Genomic DNA, 25,090 nt, shown 5'->3' with positions numbered 1-25,090 from the left:
GAGTTTCCTAGGCAAAACAAACTAATGAAAGTTCTAGTATTAAATGCGGGATCGAGTAGCCAAAAAACTTGTCTTTACTATATTCCTGATGATGATCGCTCAGAGTATGTCATTACTGAATTATGGTCGGGAAGTATAGATTGGAGTAAACAAGATGGACTAGCTGATTTAAAAGTCGAAAGTAATGGCATTGTTTTAGAAGAAACGGCTAACAATGAGGATCGCTTGACAGTGATCAAACAACTATTTCATTATCTTTGTAATGGCGATACGGCTGTTTTAGAAACGTGGCAAGAAATTGATTTTGTGGGACATCGTGTCGTACATGGGGGAAGAGAGTATCAACAGCCTACTTGGATTAACGAAGAAGTAAAAAGCGCGATCGCGCAACTCGCCTCCCTTGCCCCAAGTCACAATCCCGTGAATCTTCAAGGGATCGAACTCATGGAACAACTCCTTCCCGACACTCCCCAAGTGGCAGTATTTGATACTGCTTTTCACAGTCAAATTCCGCCAGAAGCTGCTATTTATCCCCTCCCTTACCGTTTTTATGAAGATGGCATCCGTCGTTATGGCTTTCATGGCATTAGCCACCAATATTGTGCTGAAAAAGTGGCAAAACTCCTCAAACAACCCTTAGAACGATTAAAATTAATTACCTGTCACTTGGGAAATGGGGCTTCTCTAGCAGCAATTAAAAATGGGCATAGCATTGATACAAGCATGGGGTTTACTCCCCTAGAAGGCTTAATGATGGGAACTCGTTGTGGCTCAATTGATCCTGGGATTGTCATTCACCTGTTGCGAGAACAAGAATTAACGCCTGAACAAGTGGATAAACTCCTGAATAAGGAATCGGGATTAAAAGGAATTTCTGGCATCTCTGGGGATATGCGACGCATCACTAAAGAAATGGAAAAAGGTGACGATCGCGCTCAATTGGCCTTTGATACCTATGTTCATCATTTAGTCAAAGGAATTGCCAGTATGTTTGCCAGCTTAGGAAGAGTAGATGCTCTAGTTTTTACTGCAGGTGTGGGAGAAAATTCTGCTGTTTTACGTCAAGCTGTGTGTGAGAAACTAGAATTTTTAGGAATTGAATTAGATTCTAAGAAAAATGAAAATTCTCCTCGTGATGAACAAATTGCGACTATTGAATCCAGTACCCGTATTTTTGTAATTCATACCGACGAAGATAGCGCGATCGCGCAAGCGGTTTCCCAACTCGCCCAAGGTTCATCAAAAACGAAACCTTCTTCTTAGATTTATTTTGAAAGAAGACGTTGAGCCACCTCTGGATGAACTGGCATCACAGACAAACGATTCCCTTTTTTCACAACTGGAAATTCTTCTGGAGTAAACATAGTTTTCAGTTGCGAGAGGGAAATTGGCTCACTAAATTTTTCCATAAATTCCACCTTGACGGTTTGCCAGCGTGGGGCTTCTGGGGTTGATTTGGCATCAAAGTAGCGACTATTGGGATCAAATTGGGTAGGATCAGCAAGCTGATTTTCAATTACTTGCGCTAACCCGACAATAGCAGGAGGTTTAACGTTAGAGTGATAGAAAAAAGCAATATCTGAAACTTGCATTTCTCGGAGAAAGTTACGGGCTTGATAATTGCGTACCCCATCCCAAATCGTAGCGCGATCGCGCTCTAAGTCTTCAATACTATAATCACTGGGTTCGGATTTAATTAGCCAATAATTCATGAATTAAAAGATGTCTAATTTAGAAACGGCTTTAAAACAATACTTTGGTTATGAGACTTTTCGCCCCGGACAAAAGGAAATTATCACTGCCATTTTAGAAGATCAAGAGGATGTTCTCGCTGTCATGCCCACGGGTGGAGGAAAATCCCTTTGTTATCAACTGCCAGCCCTACTCAAACCGGGATTAGCGGTGGTAGTATCTCCCTTAATTGCTTTGATGCAGGATCAAGTCGAAAGTTTAGAAAATAATGGCATTCCAGCAACCTTTCTGAATAGTAGTTTAACTGCAGAAGAAGCGCGATCGCGCCGTATAGCCATTCTCCAAGGAAAAATCAAACTTCTTTATCTCGCCCCAGAAAAATTAGCCAACGCAGGGGCAAAAAAATTTCTGCAATCAGTTCAACACAAGCAAGGATTATCTCTATTCGCCATTGATGAAGCCCATTGCATCTCAGAATGGGGACACGACTTTCGCCCTGAATATCGGCAATTGCAAGCTCTACGCTCCCAATTTCCCCAAGTACCAATGATAGCTCTTACTGCTACCGCCACAGAACGTGTCCGCAATGATATTGTTAATCAACTTAAACTAAAACCACCAAAAATACAAATTACCAGTTTTAATCGCCCCAATTTATATTACGAAGTTCAACCCAAACAGCGACAACATTACAACCAATTATTTAAGTTTATTTCTCGTCAAAATGGTTCAGGTATTATTTATTGTCTCAGTCGTCGTCGCGTGGAAGAAATAGCCTTTCGCCTCAAAAAAGATGGTATTGCCGCCCTTCCTTATCATGCTGGAATGAGTGATGGCAATCGTAGTGACTATCAAAACCGTTTCTTAAGAGATGATGTACAAGTCATGGTCGCAACAATTGCCTTTGGAATGGGAATTGACAAGCCAGATATACGGTTTGTGGTTCATTATGATTTACCCCGAAATCTCGAAAACTATTATCAAGAAGCTGGGCGGGCTGGCCGAGATAACGAACCTGCCCATTGTTTACTTTTATTTGGAAGAAAAGATATCCATACTATTGAATATTTAATTCAGCAAAAAGAAGATGAAAAATCCCAACGCCTAGCCCGACAACAAATGCGGAAAATGATTGATTATGCTGAAGGAACAGACTGTCGGCGAACGATTCAACTCAGTTATTTTGGTGAACATTTTTCTGGGAATTGTGGTAACTGTGATAACTGTCTAAACCCTAAACCGATTGAAGATTGGACAGTAGAAGCGCAAAAATTTCTCTCTTGTATTGCCCGTTGTCGAGAACGTTTTGGCATGACTCATATTATTAATATTTTACGGGGTTCTAAAAATAAAAAAATTGAACAAAATGGACATCATTTATTATCTACTTATGGTATTGGAAAAGATCAAAGTGTTGACGCTTGGAAAAACTTAGCCCGTTCTTTACTGCATCAAGGACTCATGACAGAAACCAGTGATGGCTATCGCGTTTTAAGATTAAATCAACGCAGTTGGGAAATTTTACGTCAAAAACGAACTGTCTATGTTGCTGTTCCTCAAAAATCTTCTCAAAAACAGCATCGTTATCAACATCTTGATATTGAAACTCAACAGCTATTAGTACAGCTAAGGAAAACGAGAAAGCAATTAGCTGATGCTCAATTTACTGCCCCCTATATGATATTTCCTGATGCCACCTTAAGAGAAATGGCAAAATTTAAACCCAAAACTCTTGATCAATTAGAACATTTTTCTGGCGTAACAGAACATAAATTACATCAATATGGCAAAGCCTTTATTTCTGATATTCAAGCTTTTTTACAAGAAAAAAAATTACCCACCCCAGTTCCTTCTAACACGAAAATGAAAACCCTAAGTTTAATTCAACAGGGCTTAAGCATTGAAGAAATTGCCAAAGAGAGAGGCTTAAGAACAACAACCATCATTAACCACATTGCCGAACTAATTGAAATGAATCAGCCGATTGAGCTAGAAAAATTTGTACCGAAAGATGAGCAAAAGATAATTTGGGAAACAATTAATACAGTTGGAGATACATCCCTTAAATTGATTAAAGAAACCCTAGAAGAAGACTACCCTTATCAAGCAATTAAACTGGTTCGCGCGTGGTGGCGACGAGAACAAAATCAAGCGTCATCAATATGAGATTCTACATGAGAAGAAGAGTCTTCTGTTGTTACTTGTTCAAGATAACTACTTTCTAATAAAAACGCGCCATTTTGAAAACGCACCGCCCAATAATTTCCAGGGCGACGATCTAAAATTGTTCCCTCTTCTCCTAGCTTAACCACGTTTGGGGGACGTAACATTGGCATCGGTTCCGCAGTTTTAATATAGGGAGGAGAAGCAACTAGTTTTACTTTATCGCCAACGGAAAACTCTTTATTTTCAGACATAATGATTATTCATGAGCAAGGGTTTTAGAATTCGTTTCTGCTTTAACCAGAATCTCATCTGTAGGGAAGTCAGACAAGTCTTTCTTGGTAGAAACTGAGGTTAGAGCCTGAGTTGCCATTCCTTCTGGGGGAACCCCTCGTAATTGAAATACTTTCGTCTCATTATCACTGCTTTCCTCATAAAGACAAATTCCTGTCCAACCGCCCGTGCGAGCAGTTCCTTCAACTTTCAAAAAAGGTTGCTTATTATGTGTTTCCCAGGCAACTTCATCAACTCGATAAAGGGGTTCTGTCGCTTCTAGAGAGCAGTCATCATCTTGAGAGGCAACAGCAAAAAGGTCTTGAGATAAAATGACTCCTGAGCCAGCAAGAGCAAATAGAACTAGAAGCAGTAAAATTTTTGATTGATTAACCCAATTCAATATCATTGCTATTATTTTTAGAGAAATAAGGTTTTACAACATTTCATCTTAGTGCTTTTAAGTATAACAAATATAACAGTGGCAAATCAGTTAGAAAATTGCACTAATCAAAAGCAAGGAAAGTTTTACACTGCTTTTTACTTTAACTTGAAAATACTGTAGTATATAATGACTCATCAATAATCAATAACATCTTCCTAAAAATTGAGCTATATTACAAGTAAAAGAACACAAGCCTAACCATTAGGTAGGGAAACGTTATGGTCAGCATCGCAGAGCAACGATTAACTTGTAATCGCATCTTCCGTCACATAACCTACTACAGTAAAAAACAATTTACAGGTCGCCTAGATGTGCAAGCCGCTAATGGTCAATCTTGGCAGATTTATCTCAATTTAGGTCAATTGTCTTGGATTGATGGTGGAATTCATCCCCATCGCCGTTTTCTCCGCCAATTGCAACTTGCTGGGGCAACCAATGCAGTGCTTGAAAACGTTTCCCAATATACTCTCCCTAAAGCAGAAACTCCTGAGTGTATTGAATATCATCTTTTAGCCAAATTTGCACAACAAAAGCAATTAACCCCTGATCAAGTTACCCAAGTGATTAAAGGAACTTTGTTAGAAGGGTTATTTGATGTGGTACAGGCAACAGAACTAGCTTCTCCCACACTGCAAGAGTTTTTCAGTCAAGACCCTCAGTTAACCACAATGGCTGATTTAGAAGGGGCTGGAGATAGTTTTTATGTTCAAGTCTATGAAAATCATCGTGCTTCAGAACAAGGGCGGCTACCTCATACATGGATGCAAGGGGTAATGAATGTCCAGCAAGAAGTACAAAAGGTCTGGGAACGTTGGTTGAGTATGGGGCTACAAAATTACTCTCCTAATGCTGCACCACTGGTGAATCTCCCTGAGAAGTTGAAAGCAAAAACTTCAGAAAAAATTTATCAAAATTTGATGAGTTTAATGCAGGGGAAAGCTCCCCTGAGAGATATTGCGACCCGAATGAAACGTGATATTTGGGGAATGACACAAGTTTTACAACCGTTAATTCATCAAGAAATTATTACGTTTGTGGATGTCCCTGATATTTCTCTTTTTTCAAACACGGAAGCGATGAGTGAGGATACAACTTCTTATGAAAGTCGTCGCCAAAGTAGTCGAAATCAAGGGTTGATTGCTTGCGTAGATGATAGCCCTCAAACTCAGAAAATGATTGAAACCATTGCTCATTCTTCTGGATTTGATTTTATCGGGATTTATGAAAGTGTGGAGGCTTTACCGACACTTATTGAAAAGAAACCAAAGTTAATTTTTTTAGATTTGGTGATGCCTGTGGTGAATGGCTATGAATTATGTCATCAAATTCGACGGGTGGAAGCCCTCAAGGATATTCCTGTGGTTATTTTAACAGGAAATATGGTAGATCGGATGCGAGCGCGAATGTCAGGGGCAAGTGAATGTCTTACGAAGCCAGTGGAAATTGATAAAATACGAGGGGTTTTGAGTCGCTATCAAGCAAAGGCTAAATGATGAAGAAATGTTCACTGGTGATTGTTACTGTTATCGCTACGATTACGTTTTTTTGGCGATTAGGCGGGATTGGGTTAGTTGATGAAACAGAACCATTATTCGCAGAAGCATCCCGTCAAATGCTTGAAACCGGGAACTGGGTAACTCCCTACTTTAATGGAGAACCCCGCTTTGATAAACCACCGCTGGTTTATTGGTTGATGGTTGTAGGGTTTCAAGTATTGGGGGTGAATGAGTGGGCTGTAAGGTTGCCTTCTGCGGTGAGTGCAATGGGGTTAACCCTATTTCTATTTTTTGTAATGGAACGGTTAGGGGGTTCTCCGATGACAAGTTCTCCTTCAGTGCAAAGGGGGTGGTCAAGTTTAATTGCTGGTCTCACTTTGGCTTTAACTCCAAAATTTATTATTTGGGCGCGAGTGGGTGTGTCTGATTTATTGTTAACTGGGTGTATCGGGGCAGCCTTATTGTGCTTTTTTGTGGGGTATGTAGAATCAGAAAAGGGGGTAGAAAAGCCGTTTTTTAGTTTCAGTGTTCCCAGTGGTTGGTATATTAGCTTTTATGTTTTCACAGGGTTGGCGGTACTAGCTAAAGGACCTGTGGGGGTAGTTTTGCCAGGGTTAACTATTATTGCTTTCTTATTATATCAACGGAATTTATGGTCGGTTTTAAAAGAGATGCGAGTGGTTTCTGGGACAATTATTTTCTTAGCCATAACCATTCCTTGGCATGTTTTAATTATTATGGAAAATGGGCAAGATTATATTGCGTCCTTTTTTGGCTATCATAATGTTGAACGCTTTACCAGTGTGGTCAATGAACATAGTGGCCCTTGGTATTTTTACTTTTTGGTAGTATTGGTTGGATTTGCCCCGTTGTCGGTTTATCTGCCGAGCGCGATCGCGCAGTTACAAGTTTGGCGCAGACGATTTTGGGGAAACCAACCGCGTCGTCATCAGTTAGGATTATTTGCCTTTTTCTGGTTTACTGTTATCTTTGTTTTCTTCAGTATTGCTGTTACCAAGTTACCCAGTTATGTAATTCCTTTACTACCGGCTGCTGCTATTTTAGTGGGGTTATTTTGGAGTCATTATCAAACTGAAACGATTACCAAAGGGCTAGTTATTAGCGGTGTCATTAATATTATTTTTGCTTTAGTGTTAGCCGGTGCATTTTACTATAGCCCCAATTTTATTGGTTATGATCCTGCTGCGCCTAATTTAGGGGAAATTTATGCTGAATCAGAATTAAATCTAGTCGGGGGAGTGATTTGGTTAGTTACGGCGATCTTACTGATAGTAGCATTGCTGAGGCAACACAGCCGTTGGTTATGGGGGATTAATCTGTTAGCAATGTTCTTAACTTTTGTCCTAGTTTTAGAACCTGCGGTATCTTTAATGGATGACATTCGTCAAAAGCCACTGCGAGAATTAGCGCAGTTAGAGGTAACTGGAGAAGAACTGATTATGGTAGGAATGAAAAAGCCTACTGTAGTGTTTTATCGTCAGGAAAATGTAGAGTTTTTTAGTCAAGTTGAAAGCGCGATCGCGCATTTAGAGGAATCCGCCAGTGAATCCCAATTAATTCTCTCCCATCCTCGTTATATCGAAGAAATTGAAGAAGAAGCAGAAATAACCAGGTTAGAGAGTAAAGGAGAATACGAGTTAACGAGAATTAGTTATTAGTCATTGCATTAAAAATAATGAATGACCAAGGACATCGGTGGGCAAGAAAAAGCCCACCAATTAATTTTACTTATCTGGTTGAGGAGTCATCCGCAGATAAGGCTTAACCTCAGTTACCCCTTTCGGAAACTTCTTCTTCGCCTCTTCAGTAGAGATAGAAGGAACAACAACTACATCATCTCCTTCTTTCCAGTTAACAGGAGTCGCCACTTGATGATTATCAGTTAACTGTAAGGAATCAATTACCCGCAGTAATTCTGGGAAGTTACGACCGGTACTAGCAGGATAAGTTAGGGTGAGGCGTAGTTTCTTTTGGGGATCAATAATAAAAACCGAGCGCACGGTCAAGTTATTATTGGAATTTGGATGAATCATCCCATATAAATCAGACACTTTCCGATCGCTGTCTGCCAGAATGGGATAATTTACCTGAGTGTTTTGGGTTTCATTAATATCATTAATCCAACCATTGTGGGAGTCCGCATCATCCACACTTAACGCCAACACTTTCACATTGCGCTTATCAAATTCTGGCTTGAGACGAGCAACTTCCCCTAATTCAGTTGTGCAGACGGGTGTATAGTCCGCAGGGTGAGAAAACAATACTACCCAGCTGTCTCCAGCCCACTCATAGAATGAAATATCACCCATGCTAGATTTTTGCTTAAAATCTGGTACTTGATCACCGAGTTGAAGTGTCATAATTTAATTTTTCCTCCACAGCATATAAAATTATCAGCCTTACTATTGTACTATTGTACATTGAAAGACCAGTTTTCCGCTCGGGTTTTCGTTCTTTGTTAATGACCACGATAAAAAAACAACAATAAAATTGTTCTCAGTCCCGTAAGATGAGACAATAGCAAGGGATAAAAAACGCTCGTTTTTGAGGAGAAACTGTTATGCAAAGATTTTTACCGTCTCTGTTAGCTGTTGTTTTTAGTATCGCTTCCCTACTCAGCGTAGGAAATGCCTCAGCTTTAGCGGTGGGTGTTAATCAAGTAAATGTCTCTAACACCTTTATTTTCGCTGAAATGCGTAATGATGCAGATGCAAAATTAAAGCAAATTGGCAATAAAATTGACCTTAACAACACCAATATTCAAGCATTTCGGGATTTAAGAGGATTTTATCCCACTCTTGCTAGCAAAATTATTAAAAATTCTCCTTATGATAAGGTAGAAGATGTTTTAAATATCCCTGATTTGAGTGAACGTCAAAAAGAACGTTTACAAGAAAACCTAGATAAGTTTATTGTAACTGAACCAGAGGAAGCATTTATCGAAGGTGCTGATCGCATTAACCCCGGGGTTTACGGTGGCTACTAAACCTCACTAGCGTAATTTAAATTAAATTGATTGTTCCGTCTGTAATGCTGCTAACAGACGGATTTTTTTATCTAGCGTCCTGAGAAGATGCTCACTTCGCTCCGACATAATCTTTGATTTGTCGGTAGGTCAGTTCATAACTACTTTGGAATAGGTCTGTTCTCAGACAGATACCTATTTTGCCGAGGTTCAACCTAACCAAAATGCTAAGGGATCAGCGGTGGGCTGACAGGGGGGCCACTTTCGCAACTGCGCTTCCCGAAGTCCGTTGGGAGGAGGTGGCGTTAATCCTAAGCCCAAACAAAGATGAGTTAGAATTTCTAAAAAGGTGTCATGGTGCCCAGCAACCCCGACTTGGGCATGGGCATATTCATGAGCTACGGCACAAAGCCAGTCTTGGTAAACAATGCGACCGACATCAATCAAGATAGTAATGGGTTGCGTCTTGAGATTGCAAAAACCATCAATGTTGAGATGGCGAGCAAAGGGAGTGGCAAAAATTTGGATGTTTAAACGCTGTTCGGGGTAAAAACATTCTTGGCAACGGGCAAGGTGAGTTTCTAGTTCTTGATTAATCTCTGAAATGCGATGCGCGATCGCGCGACAAATTTGTCCTTCCCACGTCATCGGTAACCGCAAATCCACTAAGCTCGGATCCAAAGCCAAATATTGCATTTTCTGCAAATAGGCTTTTCCTTGCTCATAATCTGAAGATAAGGGAGAGAATGGAAAATCGGTCACAGTAAGCTTTTACCATCCCCAGAAGGATGAAATGGGTTCAGAAGTTGTCGTTTTCTCAGCAGAAGTCTCAGCCTGATCGGTGCGAATTTCGGCACAGAAAGTAGCGGTGCTTAAGCCACCAAATCGTTTAACAGTGCTAGCCCGTAACCGGACATCGGGATGAGGAAACCAAAACCGCTCATTAATGCTCATAGTTTCATAATCAGTAATTAAAACCAGAGCTTCTTCATGATCAATATGATATTGACCAATAACAGGCACTACTTCCGCATAGCCTCTTTCTCGCAATAATTTTCCCTTTTGAGGACTATTCTCATCGGGGACTAAGGAAAAAACACTGGTTCCTGAGTGATCCTCATCTTCTTGATCCCATTCCATTGCACCATCCCAACTGACAAAAGCCCCTCCCACTGCTGTGGCGGGATCTACCTCGTGCATTTGGCAAATTTCACTAATGCGAGAATCTTGGGCATCTAGGGCTTCTACATGAATATCTGATCCCCCAGTTTCGGCACGACGAAAGGGAAGATGATGGGTTGTTCGTAGAGATTTCCAATCACCAGCACTCTGCTGAAAAAATTGCAATCCGTCAATCATGATTCATTCCTCCTAAATTTTATTGAATATTCTGAGAACGCCAACGATTGAGTTGTTTCTCTCCGATATTAGCGAAACTTTCCAGACGTGCTACGTGGGCTTGAAGGGCCTCCAATTGTTGGTTTTTTGTGGCTATTTCCGTTTGATATTGACTTTCTAACCGCGCAATTTGGGTTTGGAGTTGCGTTAATTGTTGGTTTAGTTTCTGAATTTCTTGGCGATTGCGCGATCGCGTTTCTTCTAATTCTCGAATATAAAGCAACTGCTGTTCACTTTGAATTGAGGTGGTTTGATACGTTTCCTGTAAAGTATCTTGTTGCGCCACTTGTTTTTCTAAGTGAGCAATTTTTTCCTCTTTACTTTGCAGTTTAATTTCTAATTCCTTTAGTTGCTCTGGGGTTACGCTTTCCTCTGTTACCACATCTACAGCCGGCGTTTTCTGGTCTGTCATTTTCACCGCAACGGTCATCTCAGGGTGATGTGCTTTTACAGCAAGTTTTCCTTTTGCCAGATGATCCAGAACTTCGGAAGCAGCAACTCCCAACCTTTTTGAGATTTGTTCTAAAAACTCACTTCCAGTTGGAGTGACTCCGATCTCTGATTTAGCATTTGTTTTTTTTAAGTTCTTAAATCCTTTGCTTGTTTTACTTCGTTTAGTGGCCATATTTCGTCTTTTATTATGAATTTTTAAATTAACTGAAGAGTTATCGTTTTTTTAAGGGGTACTGACTTTTTGTTCCACCCCAAACCCAACTAGCCTCACCTTTTTAAAGGGTTCTCCTTCAGGAGGACGGTCATAATTAATAATTTTGCGAATCCTTAAATTCGGATTGAGTAGGGTAATGGAATCAACGGATACTACTTGGGTGTAGGGGGTGGTCATCAATAATTCTGACATAGTGGGATCAAAACGGAAATGAGAAACAATGGGACGTGCCTCTTCATAAGCGCGATCGCGCAAATAATCCCCCTCTAACATTCCTTTCTCCTCCTTACGAGGAACAAAAAGGGCGTTGAGAGATTGCGCCACTTCTTCCCCTTTTTCTGACACGGTATGAAAATACAGCTGAAACCCTGACAAAGTAACATTTTGCTCGGAAACATCATATTGGTTATCCGCCAACACTTTGGTTTGCAACTCTTCGGTTAAGGGCTTCACTTCAAATTTGGTGTGGGATCGTTCTACCTCGTGACGAGTGAGATAATGATAGGTGCGCTCAATCTCCCAATGCCCTAAACAACAATCAAAAAAATTTTGTAATTCTGAAGTATCCATTAAATGACAATCATCTGTAAATGGCTAAACGGCTAACGCAACTGGGATTGTTGCTCTTGTAGTTTCTCGATTTCCGCATCAATTCTTAATATTTCAGGATTTTTACCAATATTTGCCATTGTTGCTTTATGAGAAACATCCACTCGGCGAGCCGACTGAAATAAATCATTAACAATTCTTTCTCGATATCGTTCCAGTTCGGTGATCGCTTGTTCAATTTCTTCTGGTGAGCAGTTCCTTTTCTGCTGATCTAACATTTTGACCACGTCCTTGACTTGCCTTACTAGCCTTGATTTTCGCAAATCCTGTCCATTACTGCCAAATTTATTAAGGAAAGTTAAAGATGGTTGTTAGTCCTTTGTCCTTTGTAAAGCAATGACTAATGACTAGTCCATACCACAAATTCAACGAAAAAACTAACAAGTTTATTTTTTTTTAACTTGCTTGTTGTTTTTCAATGTAATCATAATAATCTTAACATACTGTAACACTCAAAGCGACAAATAGGGTGTATAAATTTACGGAGAAGGGTTAAATAAAGCAAGTAAAACACGAATTTAACTTTGTTATGAGAAGACAGTAATAATTCTCATACAAAGTTCAAGGTTTCTCAGAAATCTTCGACTTGTAGCCCTTCTATAAACATCCAAGTGACTGTAGTAAGGAGATAGAAAAGCAATGTTTGACGCATTTAGCCGTGTTGTTTCCCAAGCGGATAGCCGTGGTGAGTTCCTAAGCACCGAGCAACTTGATGCTCTCACCCAAATGGTTCAAGATGGCAACAAGCGCTTAGACGCAGTTAACCGCATGACCAGCAATAGCGCGAGCATCGTTACCAATGCGGCGCGTGGTTTGTTTGCAGAACAGCCTCAACTGGTTCAACCTGGTGGTAACGCTTACACTAACCGTCGCATGGCTGCTTGCTTACGCGATATGGAAATTATCCTCCGTTACGTAACTTATGCCACCCTCGCTGGCGATGCCAGTGTTCTCGAAGATCGTTGCTTAAATGGACTTCGGGAAACCTACCAAGCCCTCGGTGTCCCCGGAGCATCCGTTGCGGCTGGCGTACAAAAAATGAAAGAAGAAGCAATCCGTCTTGCCAATGATCCTAATGGCATTACCCAAGGCGATTGCAGTCAATTAATGTCCGAAGTTTCCAGCTACTTTGATCGTGCTGCTTCTGCAGTTTCATAAGTCTGGTTTGTCTAGAATCCTACTTCTAGGAATTTGTTTTTAGCTTAAATATTTTTTGTAAACCTGTTGTTAACGTTAGGAAGAGAAAACCAAAATGAAAACTCCAATTACCGAAGCAATTGCTGCTGCTGATAGCCAAGGACGTTTCTTAGGTAACACCGAACTCCAAGCTGCTAACGGTCGTTTTGAACGTGCTACTGCAAGCATGGAAGCGGCTCGTGCTTTAACCCAAAAGTCCAACGACTTAATTAACGGAGCTGCTAACCACGTTTATCAAAAGTTCCCTTACACCACCCAAATGCAGGGACCTCAATACGCGCACGATCAGCGCGGTAAAGATAAGTGCGCTCGTGACATTGGTCACTATCTCCGCATGGTTACCTACTGCCTCATTGCTGGTGGTACTGGCCCCATGGATGAATACCTCATCGCAGGCTTAGATGAAATCAACCGCACTTTTGAACTGTCTCCTTCCTGGTACATTGAAGCCCTGAAGCACATTAAAGCGAATCACGGCTTAAGTGGTCAGGCGGCTAACGAAGCCAATACCTATCTCGACTACGCAATCAACGCCTTGAGCTAACAGTTCTTGGTGTTAGCCCGGAAGATTGAGCGAATGTTGACCTGAATGAGCTTCACGTTAGCATTTGTGAATTTTTCCGGGCTTTGTTGTTGAAATGTTCACCCCGTATTGCTGCAAAATTTTCCCTTTGGGAGGGTGTTAAAATATGAAAACCTTAGTTTCTTCTAATCTCGCGTCTGCGGAACGTTTAGGTTTAGAATCTTTTGATGGCGACCCCATCGAGTTACGTTGGAATAGTAGTGAAGATGAGTTACAAGGCATCATTAAAGCTGCTTATCGCCAAGTGTTAGGCAATGACTATGTTATGGAAGCAGAACGCCTAACTTCTGCTGAATCTTTGCTACGTCAAGGGAATTTGACAGTGCGAGGATTTGTTCGCGCGATCGCGAAATCCGATTTATATAAAGAAAAGTTCTTTTATCCCAATTCTAATCAGCGTTTTGTTGAATTAAACTTTAAGCATTTGCTGGGTCGTCCCCCTTATGATGAGGACGAATGGGCTTATCACACTCGCTTATGTGAAGAAGAAGGAGTAGATGCTGAAATTGACTCCTATCTCGATAGCGAAGAATACGTTAGTAAATTTGGCGAAGATATTGTTCCTTACTACACTGGCTTCCAGGTGGGGTTAGGCGCAAGAACCACCAATTTTACTCGTATGTTCAAATTATATCGAGGCTATGGTAACAGCGATCGCGCTCAAGTTGGTGGTAAAGAACCCCGCCTCACTTGGGAAATCGCTAAAAATGAAGCCTCAAGCATTGTTATGCCTTCTACCAGCACTGAGGAAGGAAGTGCTCGTACTCCTCAAACTGCTTTTGGTGGGCTTGGCAATCAAAGTGCCAGAATGTATCGTGTGGAAGTCAGTGGACAAGTTGGGCGACAAATTCGTCCTGTAATCCGCTATAGCAACAATGCTTACCTCGTTCCCTATGATCAATTATCCCAACGCTTACAGCAAATTGTCCGTCAAGGTGGCAAAATCGTGAGCGTCAGACCGGCTTAATCCCACAAGGGGAGTACAGAAGATGCTTAGCAATGATTTGTTAATGGTTTTCTGTCTCCCCCACTTTAATAAAAAAAGGAGTTTATCAATTATGTACGGTCAAACCACCATTACTACTCCCGACACTGCTGCCAGTCGCATGTATCGGATTGAAGTTCAGGGAATGCGGCAAAGTAGTGAGTCTGAGAAACAAAATTATGCGATTCGTAAAAGCGGAAGTGTCTTTTATACGGTTCCCTACAGTCGCATGAATGAACAAATGCAACGCATTAATCGTATGGGCGGTAAAATCGTGAGTATTCAGCCTTTGAATACCCAACCCGCACCACAACCTGAAACTTCTGAGTAAGAAAGTTTGTCCTTAATTACCTTTAAAAGCAAAAAACTCCCCTTCTAGGGGGGTTTCTTACTGATAACTAAAAATTTAAATCTTGATTTCGGTGCTAGCTGCCTTCTTACAAAGTTCTTGGGCAATTTCTTCCCATTCCTCGGCTAAACTTCCTTGACTAACCGATTTGCCAGCCCGTCTATACCAATAACGAGCATTTCCGAGATCCCCTTCTTCACGATGGAGATAGGCGTGAACCCAGGCACTATCTTGATCTCCCGCATTTTGGACAATTTGATGGGCTTGATTCCAGTCTCCTTGCTGATCAATCCATAATCCTTGGAGGGCAGGGGGTAAGGAAGTTGGACAAGATTGTCCTTGCGCGATCGCGCTTTTGAAGTCTTCAAACCTCATAAATCAAAACAAGATTGACTGACAAGTGTTATTTTAGCAAGGACTCCCAAACCACGCTAGCAGATTGGGAGAATACCCCATTCTGTTCAAGCTATCTTAAAATTGACTGAATAATCCGTTTCCAGTAGTAATTTCTAACAGGAGTAAGGACACAAAACCAATCATAGCCAAACGACCATTAAGGCGTTCTGCAAATTCAGTAAAGCCAGCGCGAGATTCTTCTTGCACATAAACCTTTGGCTCTACTGCAAAGTTATTCATTTTGCCTTGGTCGTCAATAGTTCTTCCTTTAGTTGTAGTCATTAATTTAATCCTTATCTTTATTGCTACGCTAAATATAATGTAACAATACTAGTTAATTTTTGTAAATAGATGGCAAGTAAGATTTACAAATGCAAATAAATGTGGTATGCTTCACTGTCCATAAACGCTTTCCCTTAACGATTTCCCGAGGCACAACTGCTAAAACCACCAGCCTTTGGGTAAAACTTGAAGCGGAAGGAATTGAAGGTTGGGGAGAGGCTGTTCCCTTTTCCACAGGTAGCGCAGGAGAGACAACCGAAACCCTAAAGCAACAGCTAACAGCGATTAAGCCGAATTTAGAGCAGTTTCACCCTTTAACGCGATCGCGCTTGCAAAGCTATCTCCAAGAACATCAAATCTCCTCTGCTATCCGATCTGCCATTGATGTTGCTTGTTACGACTGGTTAGGAAAGCGTAGCAGGCTTCCCTTATGGCAACTTTTAGGCTTAGATATCAGTCAAATTGTCCCAATTTCAGTCACTATTGGCATTGGTTCCCCAGAAGAGGGCAAAAAACGGTTAGAAAACTGGCAAACGGTTACCGATACTAAACGCATTAAACTCAAATTAGGAAGCCCGAAAGGACTGGAGGCGGATAAAAGACTTTTAGAAGCAGTGGCTCAAAATGCGCCTAATGCAGAATTAACCATCGATGCCAATGGCGGTTGGACTCTGAAAGAAGCGATTACCATGAGTCATTGGCTAGCAAAGTATAACGTGACTTATATTGAGCAGCCGCTAGCAGTAGAAGATGATGAAAAATTACCCACCCTTGCGGACAATTCCCCCTTACCCATTTTTGCTGATGAAAGTTGCTTTACCAGTAAGGATATTAGCCGCTTAGCTGCTCTTAAAGTTGATGGGATTAATATTAAACTAATGAAAGCAGGAGGACTGACTGAAGTGATGCGGTGCGCCTATACAGCTCAAGCCTGTGGGTTACAAGTGATGTACGGTTGTTATTCGGATAGTAGTCTTGCTAACACAGCAATGGCTCATTTATCCCCTCTCGCTGATTATCTTGATCTAGACAGTCATCTGAACTTAAAAGATGATCCCTTTTACGGTGCTGTGTTAAAAAATGGATATCTACAACCAACTTTATCACCTGGATTGGGAATTACTTTAAAATGCAGTTAACAGCAGCACATCGGGTCGCAATTTTACTTTCGGGGGGAATCAAAGGGGAACATGGCAAAACAGGACTTGCTTTTTTACGTTATAGTGAGTCTCAAATTGTTGCCATTATTGATCCAGAGAGCGTCGGGGAATCTATTACTACTTTGAGGGGGATTGAGCGAGATGTTCCCATTGTTGGGGATATGACAACGGCATTAACCTATTCTCCTGATGTTTTATTAATTGGGATTGCTCCCTCAGGAGGAAAATTGCCCAGTGCTTGGTCAACAGACATTAAACTAGCAATTCAAGCAGGATTATCGGTGGTTAATGGCTTGCATACTCCCATTCGCTCTCTCTTTTCAGATGAGGAACTGCAATTACAATCGGGACAATGGCTGTGGGAAGTAAGAGGGCAAGCAAGGGCGGTTGAAACTGAGGTCAAAATTGGTGGGGCAAGAGCGCGTTCTTTATCGAGTCAGAGAATTTTAACCGTGGGGACAGATATCTCTATCGGTAAAATGTCAACAAGTTTAGAATTAACCAAACTAGCGCAAAATAAAGGATATCAAGCTAAGTTTCTTGCCACTGGGCAAGGAGGAATGATGATTAGTGGGGGTGGAATTCCTTTAGATGCGATTCGTGTGGATTTTGCTGCTGGGGCGGTGGAAAAAATGCTATTGGAATCGGCCCAAGAGGATGATGATTTTCTCTTTGTGGAAGGGCAAGGGTCTTTGTTACATCCCGGTTCTACTGCCACGTTATCGTTAATGCGAGGAAGCCAACCCACAGGTTTAATTCTAGTTCATCGCGCTGATCGCGAACATATCCGAGACTTTCCTGAAATTCCGATTCCTGAGCTATCAGAAGTGGTCACGCTCCATGAAATGGTTGCTAGTGGTGCCGGGGCGTTTGGTAAAGTTCCGGTGAAAGGAATTGCCTTAAATACGGCGAGTATGGATGAGGAAAGGGCGAAAGAAGTAATTGAACGTACCTCTGAAGCGACTGGACTTCCCTGTGATGATGTGGTGCGCTTTTCGGGGGAAAGTTTATTTTCGGCTCTCCTAACATCCTAGATATCTTCAATATCTTTACACCATTCCTGTAACTCTTGATTTTGTTGTCGTCTCGAACCGCGACGATACTTTTTTGGTTCTAAACGCGGTTCGTAATGATTTTTTCCCGCCCGCTTGGTTTTGACTTTTAAGCTATCTTCAGCGTTGCTTGTCTGTTGTTTTTCAGTTGTCTGCGCGATCGCGCTTTCAAGAAATTCTAAATAATGCTCATATCTTTCCCAGTTACCCCGCACTGCACAATTCGGTTCCTCCCGATGTAAGCAGTCACTAAACTGACACTGATCTTGAGAAAGCCGTGTTCTCGCTTCCGGCAAAAAAGATGCTAATTCAAGGGGATCACAGTTGAGATCAGGCTGATTAAATCCAGGAGTATCTGCAAGTAAGCCTGCTTCAGGCAGCGGAAATAACTCTACATGACGAGTGGTATGTCGCCCTCGTTTGAGCTTTCCTGATACAGCACTGACGCGTAACTGGGCGTGGGGAATGAGAGAATTAATTAAACTGGATTTTCCCACTCCCGAGGGGCCAGCGAGAATCGTAATTTTGTCCTTTAATTGCTGTTTAAGTCGGTCTAACCCGTCTCCTGTTTCCACACTGATAAAAAAAGGGTCATACCCCCAATTTTGCAGTCGTGTTTGCCAGGCACTTTGTTCTTGGGCAGTTACTAAATCCTGTTTATTCAAGGTTAAACACAACTCAATTCCCGTTGATTCTCCCTTCACTAAAAAGCGACTCAACTGCATGGGATCAAGGGGAGGTTGAGCTAAGGAAAAGAGTAAAACTAACTGATTAGCATTCGCAACAGGGGGGCGATCGAGTTCTGTTTCTCGGGGAAAGACATCAGTAATGACTCCCCGTTTATCCTCCCAATCAGGTTCTTCCACTAAAGCGCGATCGCCGACCATCACTTTTTGCCCAATTTTCTTTAAGCGCGATCGGCGAGTGCATAATAAGTAAATTTTGTCAAGATCTAACTGAACCCAATAAAAATTTGCTTGTACCGCCACAACTGTTCCAATCAGCTGATCTGTAGCTACCATCAGCGACGCACCTGCAGGGCAAAGAACTCACCGCGATCCTCAAGGGCTTCTATGGGATAGCCTTCCATTTTCAGACTATCAGGAACTTGCTCAATCGGTTCTCCCGGATCAAGCCAGACTTCTAATAAGGTGCCTGTCTCCATTTGTTCTAAACGGAGCTTGGTGCGAACAAAATTAATAGGACAAGGCGTTCCCCGCAAGTCTAATTGTGCATCAGGAACAGATTGGGAATTTTTTTTAGAGATTGACTGACTCATCCACCAAACACCCGTCCTAAAAATCCTTCTAAGCCACCTTTACCGGTATTTTCTCCTTTAATTTTAGCAAGTTGTTCCAACAAGTCTCGCTCCTCAGAGTTCAAGCGTGTGGGAATTTCCACATGAACCGTAATCAGGTGATCCCCTCGACTCACTGGGTTTCCTAACTTGGGAACGCCTTTATTTTCAAGGGTTAACACCGTATCAGGTTGAGTTCCTGCGGGAATATTCAGGTCTTCTTCTCCATCTACCGTATTAACTTTCACCCGACAGCCAAGAATGGCTTGTAGATAGCTAACGGTAATTTCCGAGCGAATATTGAGCCCTTCGCGTTTAAACTCAGGGTGAGGCGCGATCGTCAAATAAACATACAGATCACCTGTAGAACCGCCGCGTAAACCCGCGTCACCTTCTCCTGAGACTCTTAAACGAGTTCCATTATCAACTCCCTGAGGAATCGTAATTTTGAGCTTTTTGCGCTCTCTAACACGACCTTCTCCACTACAGGTTTCGCATTTTTCTTCAATAACGCGTCCTTGACCATTACAAGTAGGACAAACAGAAACCTGAGCAAAGCTACCAAAAGGGGTGCGGGTAGCGCGTCTTACTTGACCACTGCCGCTACAAGTTTGACAAGTTTTTGCCCCTGTTCCTGGTTTTGCCCCACTGCCTTCACAAGTTTGACAAGTTTCTAAGTGAGGAATCTGAATTTCCTTTTCTCCACCAAATACCGCTTCTTGAAAATCAATTTTTAGGTCAAGGCGTAAATCATCTCCTCGGACTGGGCCGGTTCTTTGGCGGGTAGAAGCACCAGTTCCCATCCCACCAAAGCCGCTAAAAATGCTTTCAAAGATATCAGCAAAGCCACCCATATCCGTGGCAAAATCTTGATAACTAGCGCCACCACCAGCCCCAGAACTGACTCCAGCCTCGCCAAAGCGATCATAGCGAGCGCGAGTTTCTGGCTCTGAGAGAACTTCATAGGCGCGGTTAATCTCTTTGAATCGTTCTTCTGCCCCTTCTTCTTTATTAACATCAGGGTGGTATTTTCGTGCTAGACGGCGATAAGCACGTTTAATGTCTTCCTTACTTGCGTCGCGAGAGACTCCTAGGAGTTGGTAATAATCGGCAGCCATAAAGCAGTCGTTTAGTATTTAGCGTGGATCTGGTTACAACAGTTGGCTCTTCTTTTGAGGGTAGCAAGCCTCTCTGAAGGCTTCAATTGTTACTATATGTCGGGTAGGTCAGAGACCTTGATACTACCCTTATTAGGATAACATCTTGGTCTCTTTCCCCCCTAAGAACCGAGCGTGCGATTTTCACCGCACTCGGCTCAAGCAAACACAAGCTACCCGTGGTGAGTTGATTTATGGCATTCACGATGGAGTATCACCAAATTGGAGATTTTATCGCTACCGCCATCTTTTCTAGGAACACGATGATGAACATCGTAAGGCTCTCCATTGAATAGAGATTCACCGCAGTGAGGGCATTTATATCCCTGCTTTTTGGCTAACCTTTGATTCCTTTTATTTAATTTAGTCGCCTCAGAATGGTCTTTCTTCTTAAAGTGTTCTTGGACTACTGGGTCGGGGTTATCAGGAGTGTAATCATATGGCACGGCATTATGGTATTCTATATTAAAGTCTGAGAACTTAACTAGATAAGCTCCCGTGCTTTTGCTACCAAAGTACCAGTCTTTATCAGGTCGATTAAGGTTTAGTCTCCCGAAGTAGCGTTTTGTTCTCCAGTATTCGTTCTTGGTGGGATGTTGAAATTTAGTGAAACGACATCCTCTTTTATACATATATGTATCCAAGTCAGAAAATGCTCTGGAGCTACTAACTTTGTTCCAGTAATTGGCTTTACCCCTGATGATGGGGTTTAGCTTGTTGACTATCCATTCTGTAGGTTTGCCTTTAGCCTGTAGCCAAATCTCTCTGAGTTGTTGTTTCGTCTCCTTAACTTTGTCAGCACTAGGGGTAATAAGGGTGATATATCCACTATTTTTGAATTTATCGGGATATCTGTGGATATGAAATCCTAAATAATCGAATCCATCATTAAGATGACAGATTTTAGTCTTTTCTTCAGAGAGATGGAGTCCTCGCTCGGATAAGAATGCGTTGGCTTCCTCTTTGGCTAATTGTGCGTCTTCCTCTGATTCACATAGGATTATAAAGTCATCTGCGAATCTGATAACAGCCCTTTTTGAACGTTCTATTGAGGCGTATGTACCACTCTTTGTGTTTTTGACCTTTTTAATAGTCCATTTGACACCTAAGGCGTCTTCCAGACCATGTAAGCTGATATTAGCTAACATAGGGCTAATGACTCCGCCTTGGGGTGTTCCCCCGTTAGTAGGATGAAAGTTTCCTTTCTCAATGTATCCTGCTTTGAGCCATGAATTGATTAACTTCCTTGCAGGGAAGTTGCCTATGACTCCCATTAGGTGATGGTGGTCAATGTTATCAAAGCATCCCTTAATGTCTGCATCTACTACCCACTGTTTCTTAGGAGGTGAACCCTGTGGGCTTTGCTTAGTCAAGTTTTGAACACGAGCAATAGCATCGTGTGGACTTCTTCCAGGTCTGAAACCATAGGAAGAAGGTTCAAACTTAGCTTCCCAGTAGGGTTCGAGAGCAGATTTTACAACCGCTTGTCGAATGCGGTCGGTCACGATAGGGATACCTAGAGGACGCTTTTTGCCATTCGGTTTAGGTATCTGAATCCGTCGGGTGGGTGAAGCAATGCTATCATTTAGAACCTGTAACTCACAGACAAGTTCCCACCTTTCTTTCGGAGTCAGGGCAATACGACCATCAATTCCTGCTGTGCGTTTGCCTTGGTTCTCTTGAGTGCATCGCCTTACGGCTAACACCAGATTGGAGAAAGACTTAAGCAACAGCTTTTGTAAACTGCGAACCTTTTTCAGGTTGCCTTCACGAGTAGCTCTGAATATCCGTCGCCTCAGATTCCGAACCACACGGTTAGCTTTGCGCCAGTCGATACTGTGCCAGCATTCCGCATGATTATCAAGAGTTACGTTTGTTGTAAACAACATCTAACTTTTCCTACAAGAATTTGGTCACTTCGCGTTGGAACTCAGAGAGTTCACCTGAACTTAAGTCAGCTCCCCTTTCGGGTGGGGCAAATCTTGAACCCCTATCCGTCGAGTTGTACCCTGTAGGGCTTTCCTCTTACCTTCTTGCTCTTGCTTAAGTGCCACCAAGTTATCGGTTGATTCCGAAATCGGGTTCTTAATAGCACCCTGCCCAGAGACGGCAGACGGCCTTCGCTTCTTAAGTTATCCTCTGCCCTCAAGGGAATTAGGCTTTCCTTACGGTTAGCTTACTGGTCGAAACCAGACCCTTAAGGGTTTACCACGTTTCGCATTCGAGAGATACGCTCAGTTTAGGTGGTGTCCTATCCGCCGAGGGTACTATGGTGTGCTAGTTAACCTATAGCCAGAGGGTTAACCTTTGTTGTACTAGGGTTAGGAGTACAACCTGACCATCGCCCTTAACGACCAGCTACTTGCTCTCGCTTTCACTGCTAATCAACCCTGTTTCAATACCTGCGCGGTAATAAGCCTTAGCTTACAGGGACTAAGTAACGACAGCTCATCGGACACTTCGCTTTCGCTCACCGTGCTGAACTTGCCCTAGCACTCACCTTTATGGCAGGTCATAATCAGCGAGTTACATTTGACCTCCTGCTTCCCACCCCACCGTTACCAGTGACGCAGTTGGAGGCGGACACAGCCTTGCACACTAGGCTGGAGACTTTCTGAGGGTCTCACTCTCAAAATGCGACAGGGAAAATTACAAAATAAGTAACCCCTTTCGTGTCGCACTAACCCCTATTATTCTACCGCCTCATAATCATCAGTAGAGAGGTAATCTTCTTCATTATCCCAATCTTCAAAAGGATTAAAATCTTCTTCTTCAATATCAAATTCAGTTTGTTTATTCTGACTAGCACTTTTTAACCTTATCTCATCATCAGAATCAGTGACAATATTTGAATCGGCAGTATCTTCACTAAATGTACCAAAAACTTCTTCTAATTGAGATGATGCTTCCTCATCGGTTGTCTTTTTAGAAGTTGAGGATGGAGAGGAGGCTTCACTTTTAGCTGTCATTTCTCGAGTAATCTCTTCTTCGCCAACCGTTTCGTAACCTCTTTCTTGAATGGCTGAGTTATTATTGCGACTATTACCATGACTATATACTTCTGTTCCCATGGTTAAAACCGCTTGCCGATATTCTTCTAAGCGAGTACGGATGACTTCTAGTTCAACTTGCGGATCTTCTAAAACCTTTACTAATTGCTCTTTTTGATTCTTTGCTATGGTTTTTAATTTTTCTGGGATTAACCCCTCATTATCTTTGAGGGTATTTTCGTGGCTATAAAAGAGGCTATCGGCTTGGTTACTGAGTTCAACTCGTTGCATGCGCTTACGATCTTCCTCGGCGTATTGTTCTGACTCTTTTTGCATCCGTTCAATTTCTTCTTGAGACAGTCCACCTGTTTCTTTAATGACAATACTCTGTTCTCGTCCTGTGCCTTTATCTTCCGCAGCGACTTTTAAAATACCGTTGACATCAATTTCAAAACTCACCTCAATCTGGGGAACCCCTCTTGGCGCAGCGGGAATACCAGTTAAGAGAAACTTGCCAAGGGTTTTGTTATCACTAGCCATGGCGCGTTCCCCCTGTAGCACATGAATTTCCACAGAGGTTTGTCCATCACTTGCTGTGGAGAAGACTTGTGATTTACTAGTAGGAACCGTGGTATTGCGTTCAATGACTTTGGTAAAAACTTCTCCAAGGGTTTCAATGCCAAGGGAAAGGGGCGTAACATCAAGCAGGAGAATATCCTCAACTTCTTCTTCATGGGCTAAGACTCCCCCTTGAATAGCTGCGCCTAGAGCCACGGCTTCATCAGGGTTAATGGAGCGATCTGGTTCTTTACCATGAAAAAATTCTTTTAATCCTTCCCTAACTGAAGGGATGCGGGTTGAGCCTCCCACTAATAAAATTCGATCAATTTCATCCGCATTTAAGCCAGAATCATCTAAAGCTTGTTTGAGAGGTTGAAAAGTTCCTTTAACTAAATCTCGAGAAAGTTCGTCAAATTTGGATCGACTTAATTCCAGTTTTAGATGTTTTGGCCCCACTTCTCCTTCCCCCTTACTAAACGCGGTAATAAAGGGCAAGTTAATAGCGGTAGTGGGACGACTCGAAAGCTCAATTTTAGCTCGTTCTGCAGCTTCCCGTAAACGCTGCATTGCCATTTTATCTTGGGTGAGATCAATGCCCTCTTTTTCTTGAAATTTTTCCAGCATCCATTCCACAATGACATTGTCAAAGTCATCTCCCCCAAGATGATTATTACCGGCAGTGGCTTTGACCTCAAAGACACCATCTCCAAGTTGCAAAATGGAAACATCTAATGTCCCACCGCCAAGGTCAAAAACTAAAATATATTGCTTTTGTTCTTGCTTATCTAGCCCGAAAGCAAGGGCAGCAGCGGTTGGTTCATTAATAATTCTTAACACTTCTAAACCAGCAATCGTTCCGGCATCTTTGGTTGCCTGACGTTGGGCATCAGTAAAATAGGCAGGAACTGTAATCACTGCATCGGTCACTTCCTCATTCAGGTAATTTTCAGCATCAGCTTTTAACTTTTGCAGAATCATTGCTGAAATTTCTTGAGGCGTATATTGTTTGCTCCAAGCTTTAACATCAACAGTTTGATCGCGCCCAGGAACACAGTGATAAGAAACCCGTTGCCGTTCAATTTCAGTGTCTTCCCAACGTCGGCCAATAAACCGTTTCATGCTGTAAATTGTATTTTCAGCATTGGTTACGGCTTGACGTTTTGCGAGTTGACCCACAAGACGTTCTTGTTCTTTGGTGAAGGCAACAAGACTAGGAGTAGTTCGTTCTCCTTCTGCGTTACCAATAACAATTGGTTTGCTACCTTCTAAGACAGCGATACAACTATTTGTGGTGCCAAGGTCAATGCCAATAACTTTTCCCATAACTGATTTAGAGGTGATTGTAGTCTGCT

Annotated in this window: 27 protein-coding genes; 11 read left to right on the top strand and 16 right to left on the bottom strand. The window is 42.1% G+C overall.

What is annotated here, in order from left to right; genetic code table 11:
- The first annotated feature begins 24 nt into the window (after positions 1-24).
- Positions 25-1,263: an acetate/propionate family kinase gene (locus FRE64_RS09555; RefSeq protein WP_146295857.1), complete on the top strand. Its 1,239-nt coding sequence runs from the start codon at positions 25-27 to the stop codon at positions 1,261-1,263.
- 2 nt (positions 1,264-1,265) lie between these two features.
- On the opposite strand, the gene FRE64_RS09550 is transcribed toward FRE64_RS09555, so the two are convergent.
- Positions 1,266-1,712, bottom strand: a complete 447-nt coding sequence (locus tag FRE64_RS09550; RefSeq protein ID WP_146295856.1) for an EVE domain-containing protein — start codon at positions 1,710-1,712, stop codon at positions 1,266-1,268.
- Positions 1,713-1,722: 10 nt separating this feature from the next.
- On the opposite strand from FRE64_RS09550, the gene recQ reads away from it, so the two are divergent.
- On the top strand, positions 1,723-3,858 hold the full coding sequence (recQ, locus tag FRE64_RS09545) for a DNA helicase RecQ (RefSeq protein WP_146295855.1): 2,136 nt from the start codon (positions 1,723-1,725) through the stop codon (positions 3,856-3,858).
- On the opposite strand, the gene sipA is transcribed toward recQ, so the two are convergent.
- Together sipA and FRE64_RS09535 are read right to left on the bottom strand one after the other, a co-directional pair.
- Positions 3,840-4,109 (bottom strand): regulatory protein SipA, encoded by a 270-nt coding sequence (gene sipA / locus FRE64_RS09540; protein WP_146295854.1) that lies wholly within the window; start codon positions 4,107-4,109, stop codon positions 3,840-3,842. The two genes, recQ and sipA, sit on opposite strands and share 19 nt — an antisense overlap.
- Positions 4,110-4,114: 5 nt before the next feature.
- Positions 4,115-4,537: a hypothetical protein gene (locus tag FRE64_RS09535; protein ID WP_146295853.1), complete on the bottom strand. Its 423-nt coding sequence runs from the start codon at positions 4,535-4,537 to the stop codon at positions 4,115-4,117.
- A gap of 254 nt (positions 4,538-4,791) precedes the next feature.
- Between FRE64_RS09535 and FRE64_RS09530 the strand changes: the two genes are divergently transcribed.
- Positions 4,792-6,066, top strand: coding sequence for a response regulator (locus FRE64_RS09530; protein WP_146295852.1), 1,275 nt, complete (start codon positions 4,792-4,794; stop codon positions 6,064-6,066).
- A 17-nt stretch (positions 6,067-6,083) separates the two neighbouring features.
- Positions 6,084-7,748: an ArnT family glycosyltransferase gene (locus tag FRE64_RS09525; protein ID WP_246140281.1), complete on the top strand. Its 1,665-nt coding sequence runs from the start codon at positions 6,084-6,086 to the stop codon at positions 7,746-7,748.
- Between the two features lie 66 nt (positions 7,749-7,814).
- On the opposite strand, the gene FRE64_RS09520 is transcribed toward FRE64_RS09525, so the two are convergent.
- Positions 7,815-8,450, bottom strand: a complete 636-nt coding sequence (locus FRE64_RS09520; RefSeq protein ID WP_146295850.1) for a peroxiredoxin — start codon at positions 8,448-8,450, stop codon at positions 7,815-7,817.
- Positions 8,451-8,650: 200 nt separating this feature from the next.
- Between FRE64_RS09520 and psbU the strand changes: the two genes are divergently transcribed.
- The gene (psbU, locus tag FRE64_RS09515; protein WP_146295849.1) at positions 8,651-9,076 is read left to right on the top strand and encodes a photosystem II complex extrinsic protein PsbU; all 426 of its coding nucleotides are present in this window, start codon (positions 8,651-8,653) and stop codon (positions 9,074-9,076) included.
- A gap of 189 nt (positions 9,077-9,265) precedes the next feature.
- Here the strand turns inward: psbU and FRE64_RS09510 are convergent, their stop codons facing one another.
- The 5 genes from FRE64_RS09510 to FRE64_RS09490 are packed head-to-tail and all read right to left on the bottom strand — an operon-like array spanning position 9,266 to position 11,947.
- Positions 9,266-9,817 carry a hypothetical protein gene (locus FRE64_RS09510; protein WP_246140280.1) on the bottom strand — a complete coding sequence of 184 codons (552 nt, stop codon included), beginning with the start codon at positions 9,815-9,817 and terminating at the stop codon, positions 9,266-9,268.
- A gap of 9 nt (positions 9,818-9,826) precedes the next feature.
- Positions 9,827-10,411, bottom strand: coding sequence for a phycobiliprotein lyase (locus FRE64_RS09505; protein WP_146297327.1), 585 nt, complete (start codon positions 10,409-10,411; stop codon positions 9,827-9,829).
- Positions 10,412-10,433: 22 nt separating this feature from the next.
- Complete coding sequence (locus FRE64_RS09500; RefSeq protein ID WP_146295848.1) at positions 10,434-11,078, bottom strand: hypothetical protein; 645 nt, start codon at positions 11,076-11,078, stop codon at positions 10,434-10,436.
- A gap of 51 nt (positions 11,079-11,129) precedes the next feature.
- The gene (locus tag FRE64_RS09495) at positions 11,130-11,690 is read right to left on the bottom strand and encodes a phycobiliprotein lyase (RefSeq protein WP_146295847.1); all 561 of its coding nucleotides are present in this window, start codon (positions 11,688-11,690) and stop codon (positions 11,130-11,132) included.
- 32 nt (positions 11,691-11,722) lie between these two features.
- Complete coding sequence (locus tag FRE64_RS09490) at positions 11,723-11,947, bottom strand: acetyltransferase (protein WP_146295846.1); 225 nt, start codon at positions 11,945-11,947, stop codon at positions 11,723-11,725.
- Between the two features lie 421 nt (positions 11,948-12,368).
- Between FRE64_RS09490 and FRE64_RS09485 the strand changes: the two genes are divergently transcribed.
- The 4 genes from FRE64_RS09485 to FRE64_RS09470 all read left to right on the top strand — a co-directional run bounded on the left by FRE64_RS09485 (position 12,369) and on the right by FRE64_RS09470 (position 14,825).
- The gene (locus tag FRE64_RS09485) at positions 12,369-12,887 is read left to right on the top strand and encodes a phycocyanin subunit beta (RefSeq protein WP_146295845.1); all 519 of its coding nucleotides are present in this window, start codon (positions 12,369-12,371) and stop codon (positions 12,885-12,887) included.
- A 94-nt stretch (positions 12,888-12,981) separates the two neighbouring features.
- Positions 12,982-13,470 (top strand): phycocyanin subunit alpha, encoded by a 489-nt coding sequence (gene cpcA / locus FRE64_RS09480; RefSeq protein WP_146295844.1) that lies wholly within the window; start codon positions 12,982-12,984, stop codon positions 13,468-13,470.
- 145 nt (positions 13,471-13,615) lie between these two features.
- Positions 13,616-14,476: a phycobilisome linker polypeptide gene (locus FRE64_RS09475; protein ID WP_146295843.1), complete on the top strand. Its 861-nt coding sequence runs from the start codon at positions 13,616-13,618 to the stop codon at positions 14,474-14,476.
- Positions 14,477-14,567: 91 nt separating this feature from the next.
- Positions 14,568-14,825: a phycobilisome linker polypeptide gene (locus FRE64_RS09470; protein ID WP_146295842.1), complete on the top strand. Its 258-nt coding sequence runs from the start codon at positions 14,568-14,570 to the stop codon at positions 14,823-14,825.
- Positions 14,826-14,900: 75 nt separating this feature from the next.
- Here the strand turns inward: FRE64_RS09470 and FRE64_RS09465 are convergent, their stop codons facing one another.
- A complete protein-coding gene (locus FRE64_RS09465; RefSeq protein WP_146295841.1) occupies positions 14,901-15,218 on the bottom strand; it encodes a hypothetical protein in 318 nt (105 codons plus the stop codon).
- 96 nt (positions 15,219-15,314) lie between these two features.
- Entirely contained in the window at positions 15,315-15,521 is a 207-nt protein-coding gene (locus FRE64_RS09460; RefSeq protein ID WP_146295840.1) for a high light inducible protein, read from the bottom strand.
- Positions 15,522-15,610: 89 nt separating this feature from the next.
- Here FRE64_RS09460 and FRE64_RS09455 point away from each other — a divergent pair, with 89 nt between their 5' ends.
- Positions 15,611-16,660, top strand: a complete 1,050-nt coding sequence (locus tag FRE64_RS09455) for a dipeptide epimerase (protein WP_146295839.1) — start codon at positions 15,611-15,613, stop codon at positions 16,658-16,660.
- Complete coding sequence (locus FRE64_RS09450; RefSeq protein ID WP_146295838.1) at positions 16,651-17,715, top strand: DUF1611 domain-containing protein; 1,065 nt, start codon at positions 16,651-16,653, stop codon at positions 17,713-17,715. Before FRE64_RS09455 ends, FRE64_RS09450 begins: the two co-directional genes overlap by 10 nt.
- On the opposite strand, the gene rsgA is transcribed toward FRE64_RS09450, so the two are convergent.
- The 5 genes from rsgA to dnaK all read right to left on the bottom strand — a co-directional run bounded on the left by rsgA (position 17,712) and on the right by dnaK (position 25,061).
- Positions 17,712-18,755 carry a small ribosomal subunit biogenesis GTPase RsgA gene (gene rsgA / locus FRE64_RS09445; RefSeq protein ID WP_146295837.1) on the bottom strand — a complete coding sequence of 348 codons (1,044 nt, stop codon included), beginning with the start codon at positions 18,753-18,755 and terminating at the stop codon, positions 17,712-17,714. The two genes, FRE64_RS09450 and rsgA, sit on opposite strands and share 4 nt — an antisense overlap.
- Positions 18,755-19,012 carry a sulfurtransferase TusA family protein gene (locus FRE64_RS09440; RefSeq protein WP_146295836.1) on the bottom strand — a complete coding sequence of 86 codons (258 nt, stop codon included), beginning with the start codon at positions 19,010-19,012 and terminating at the stop codon, positions 18,755-18,757. The genes rsgA and FRE64_RS09440 overlap by 1 nt, the downstream gene beginning before the upstream one ends.
- Positions 19,009-20,148 carry a molecular chaperone DnaJ gene (dnaJ, locus tag FRE64_RS09435; protein ID WP_146295835.1) on the bottom strand — a complete coding sequence of 380 codons (1,140 nt, stop codon included), beginning with the start codon at positions 20,146-20,148 and terminating at the stop codon, positions 19,009-19,011. Before dnaJ ends, FRE64_RS09440 begins: the two co-directional genes overlap by 4 nt.
- A 212-nt stretch (positions 20,149-20,360) precedes the next feature.
- A complete protein-coding gene (gene ltrA / locus FRE64_RS09430) occupies positions 20,361-22,076 on the bottom strand; it encodes a group II intron reverse transcriptase/maturase (RefSeq protein WP_146295834.1) in 1,716 nt (571 codons plus the stop codon).
- 801 nt (positions 22,077-22,877) lie between these two features.
- Positions 22,878-25,061 carry a molecular chaperone DnaK gene (gene dnaK, locus FRE64_RS09425; RefSeq protein ID WP_146295833.1) on the bottom strand — a complete coding sequence of 728 codons (2,184 nt, stop codon included), beginning with the start codon at positions 25,059-25,061 and terminating at the stop codon, positions 22,878-22,880.
- Positions 25,062-25,090: the final 29 nt, after the last annotated feature.

The organism is Euhalothece natronophila Z-M001, assembly GCF_007904085.1.
In the GTDB taxonomy this organism is placed as follows: Bacteria; Cyanobacteriota; Cyanobacteriia; order Cyanobacteriales; family Rubidibacteraceae; genus Halothece; species Halothece natronophila.
Note: the sequence above shows the minus strand (reverse complement) of the source record. Positions and strands in the feature narration are given on the sequence as shown.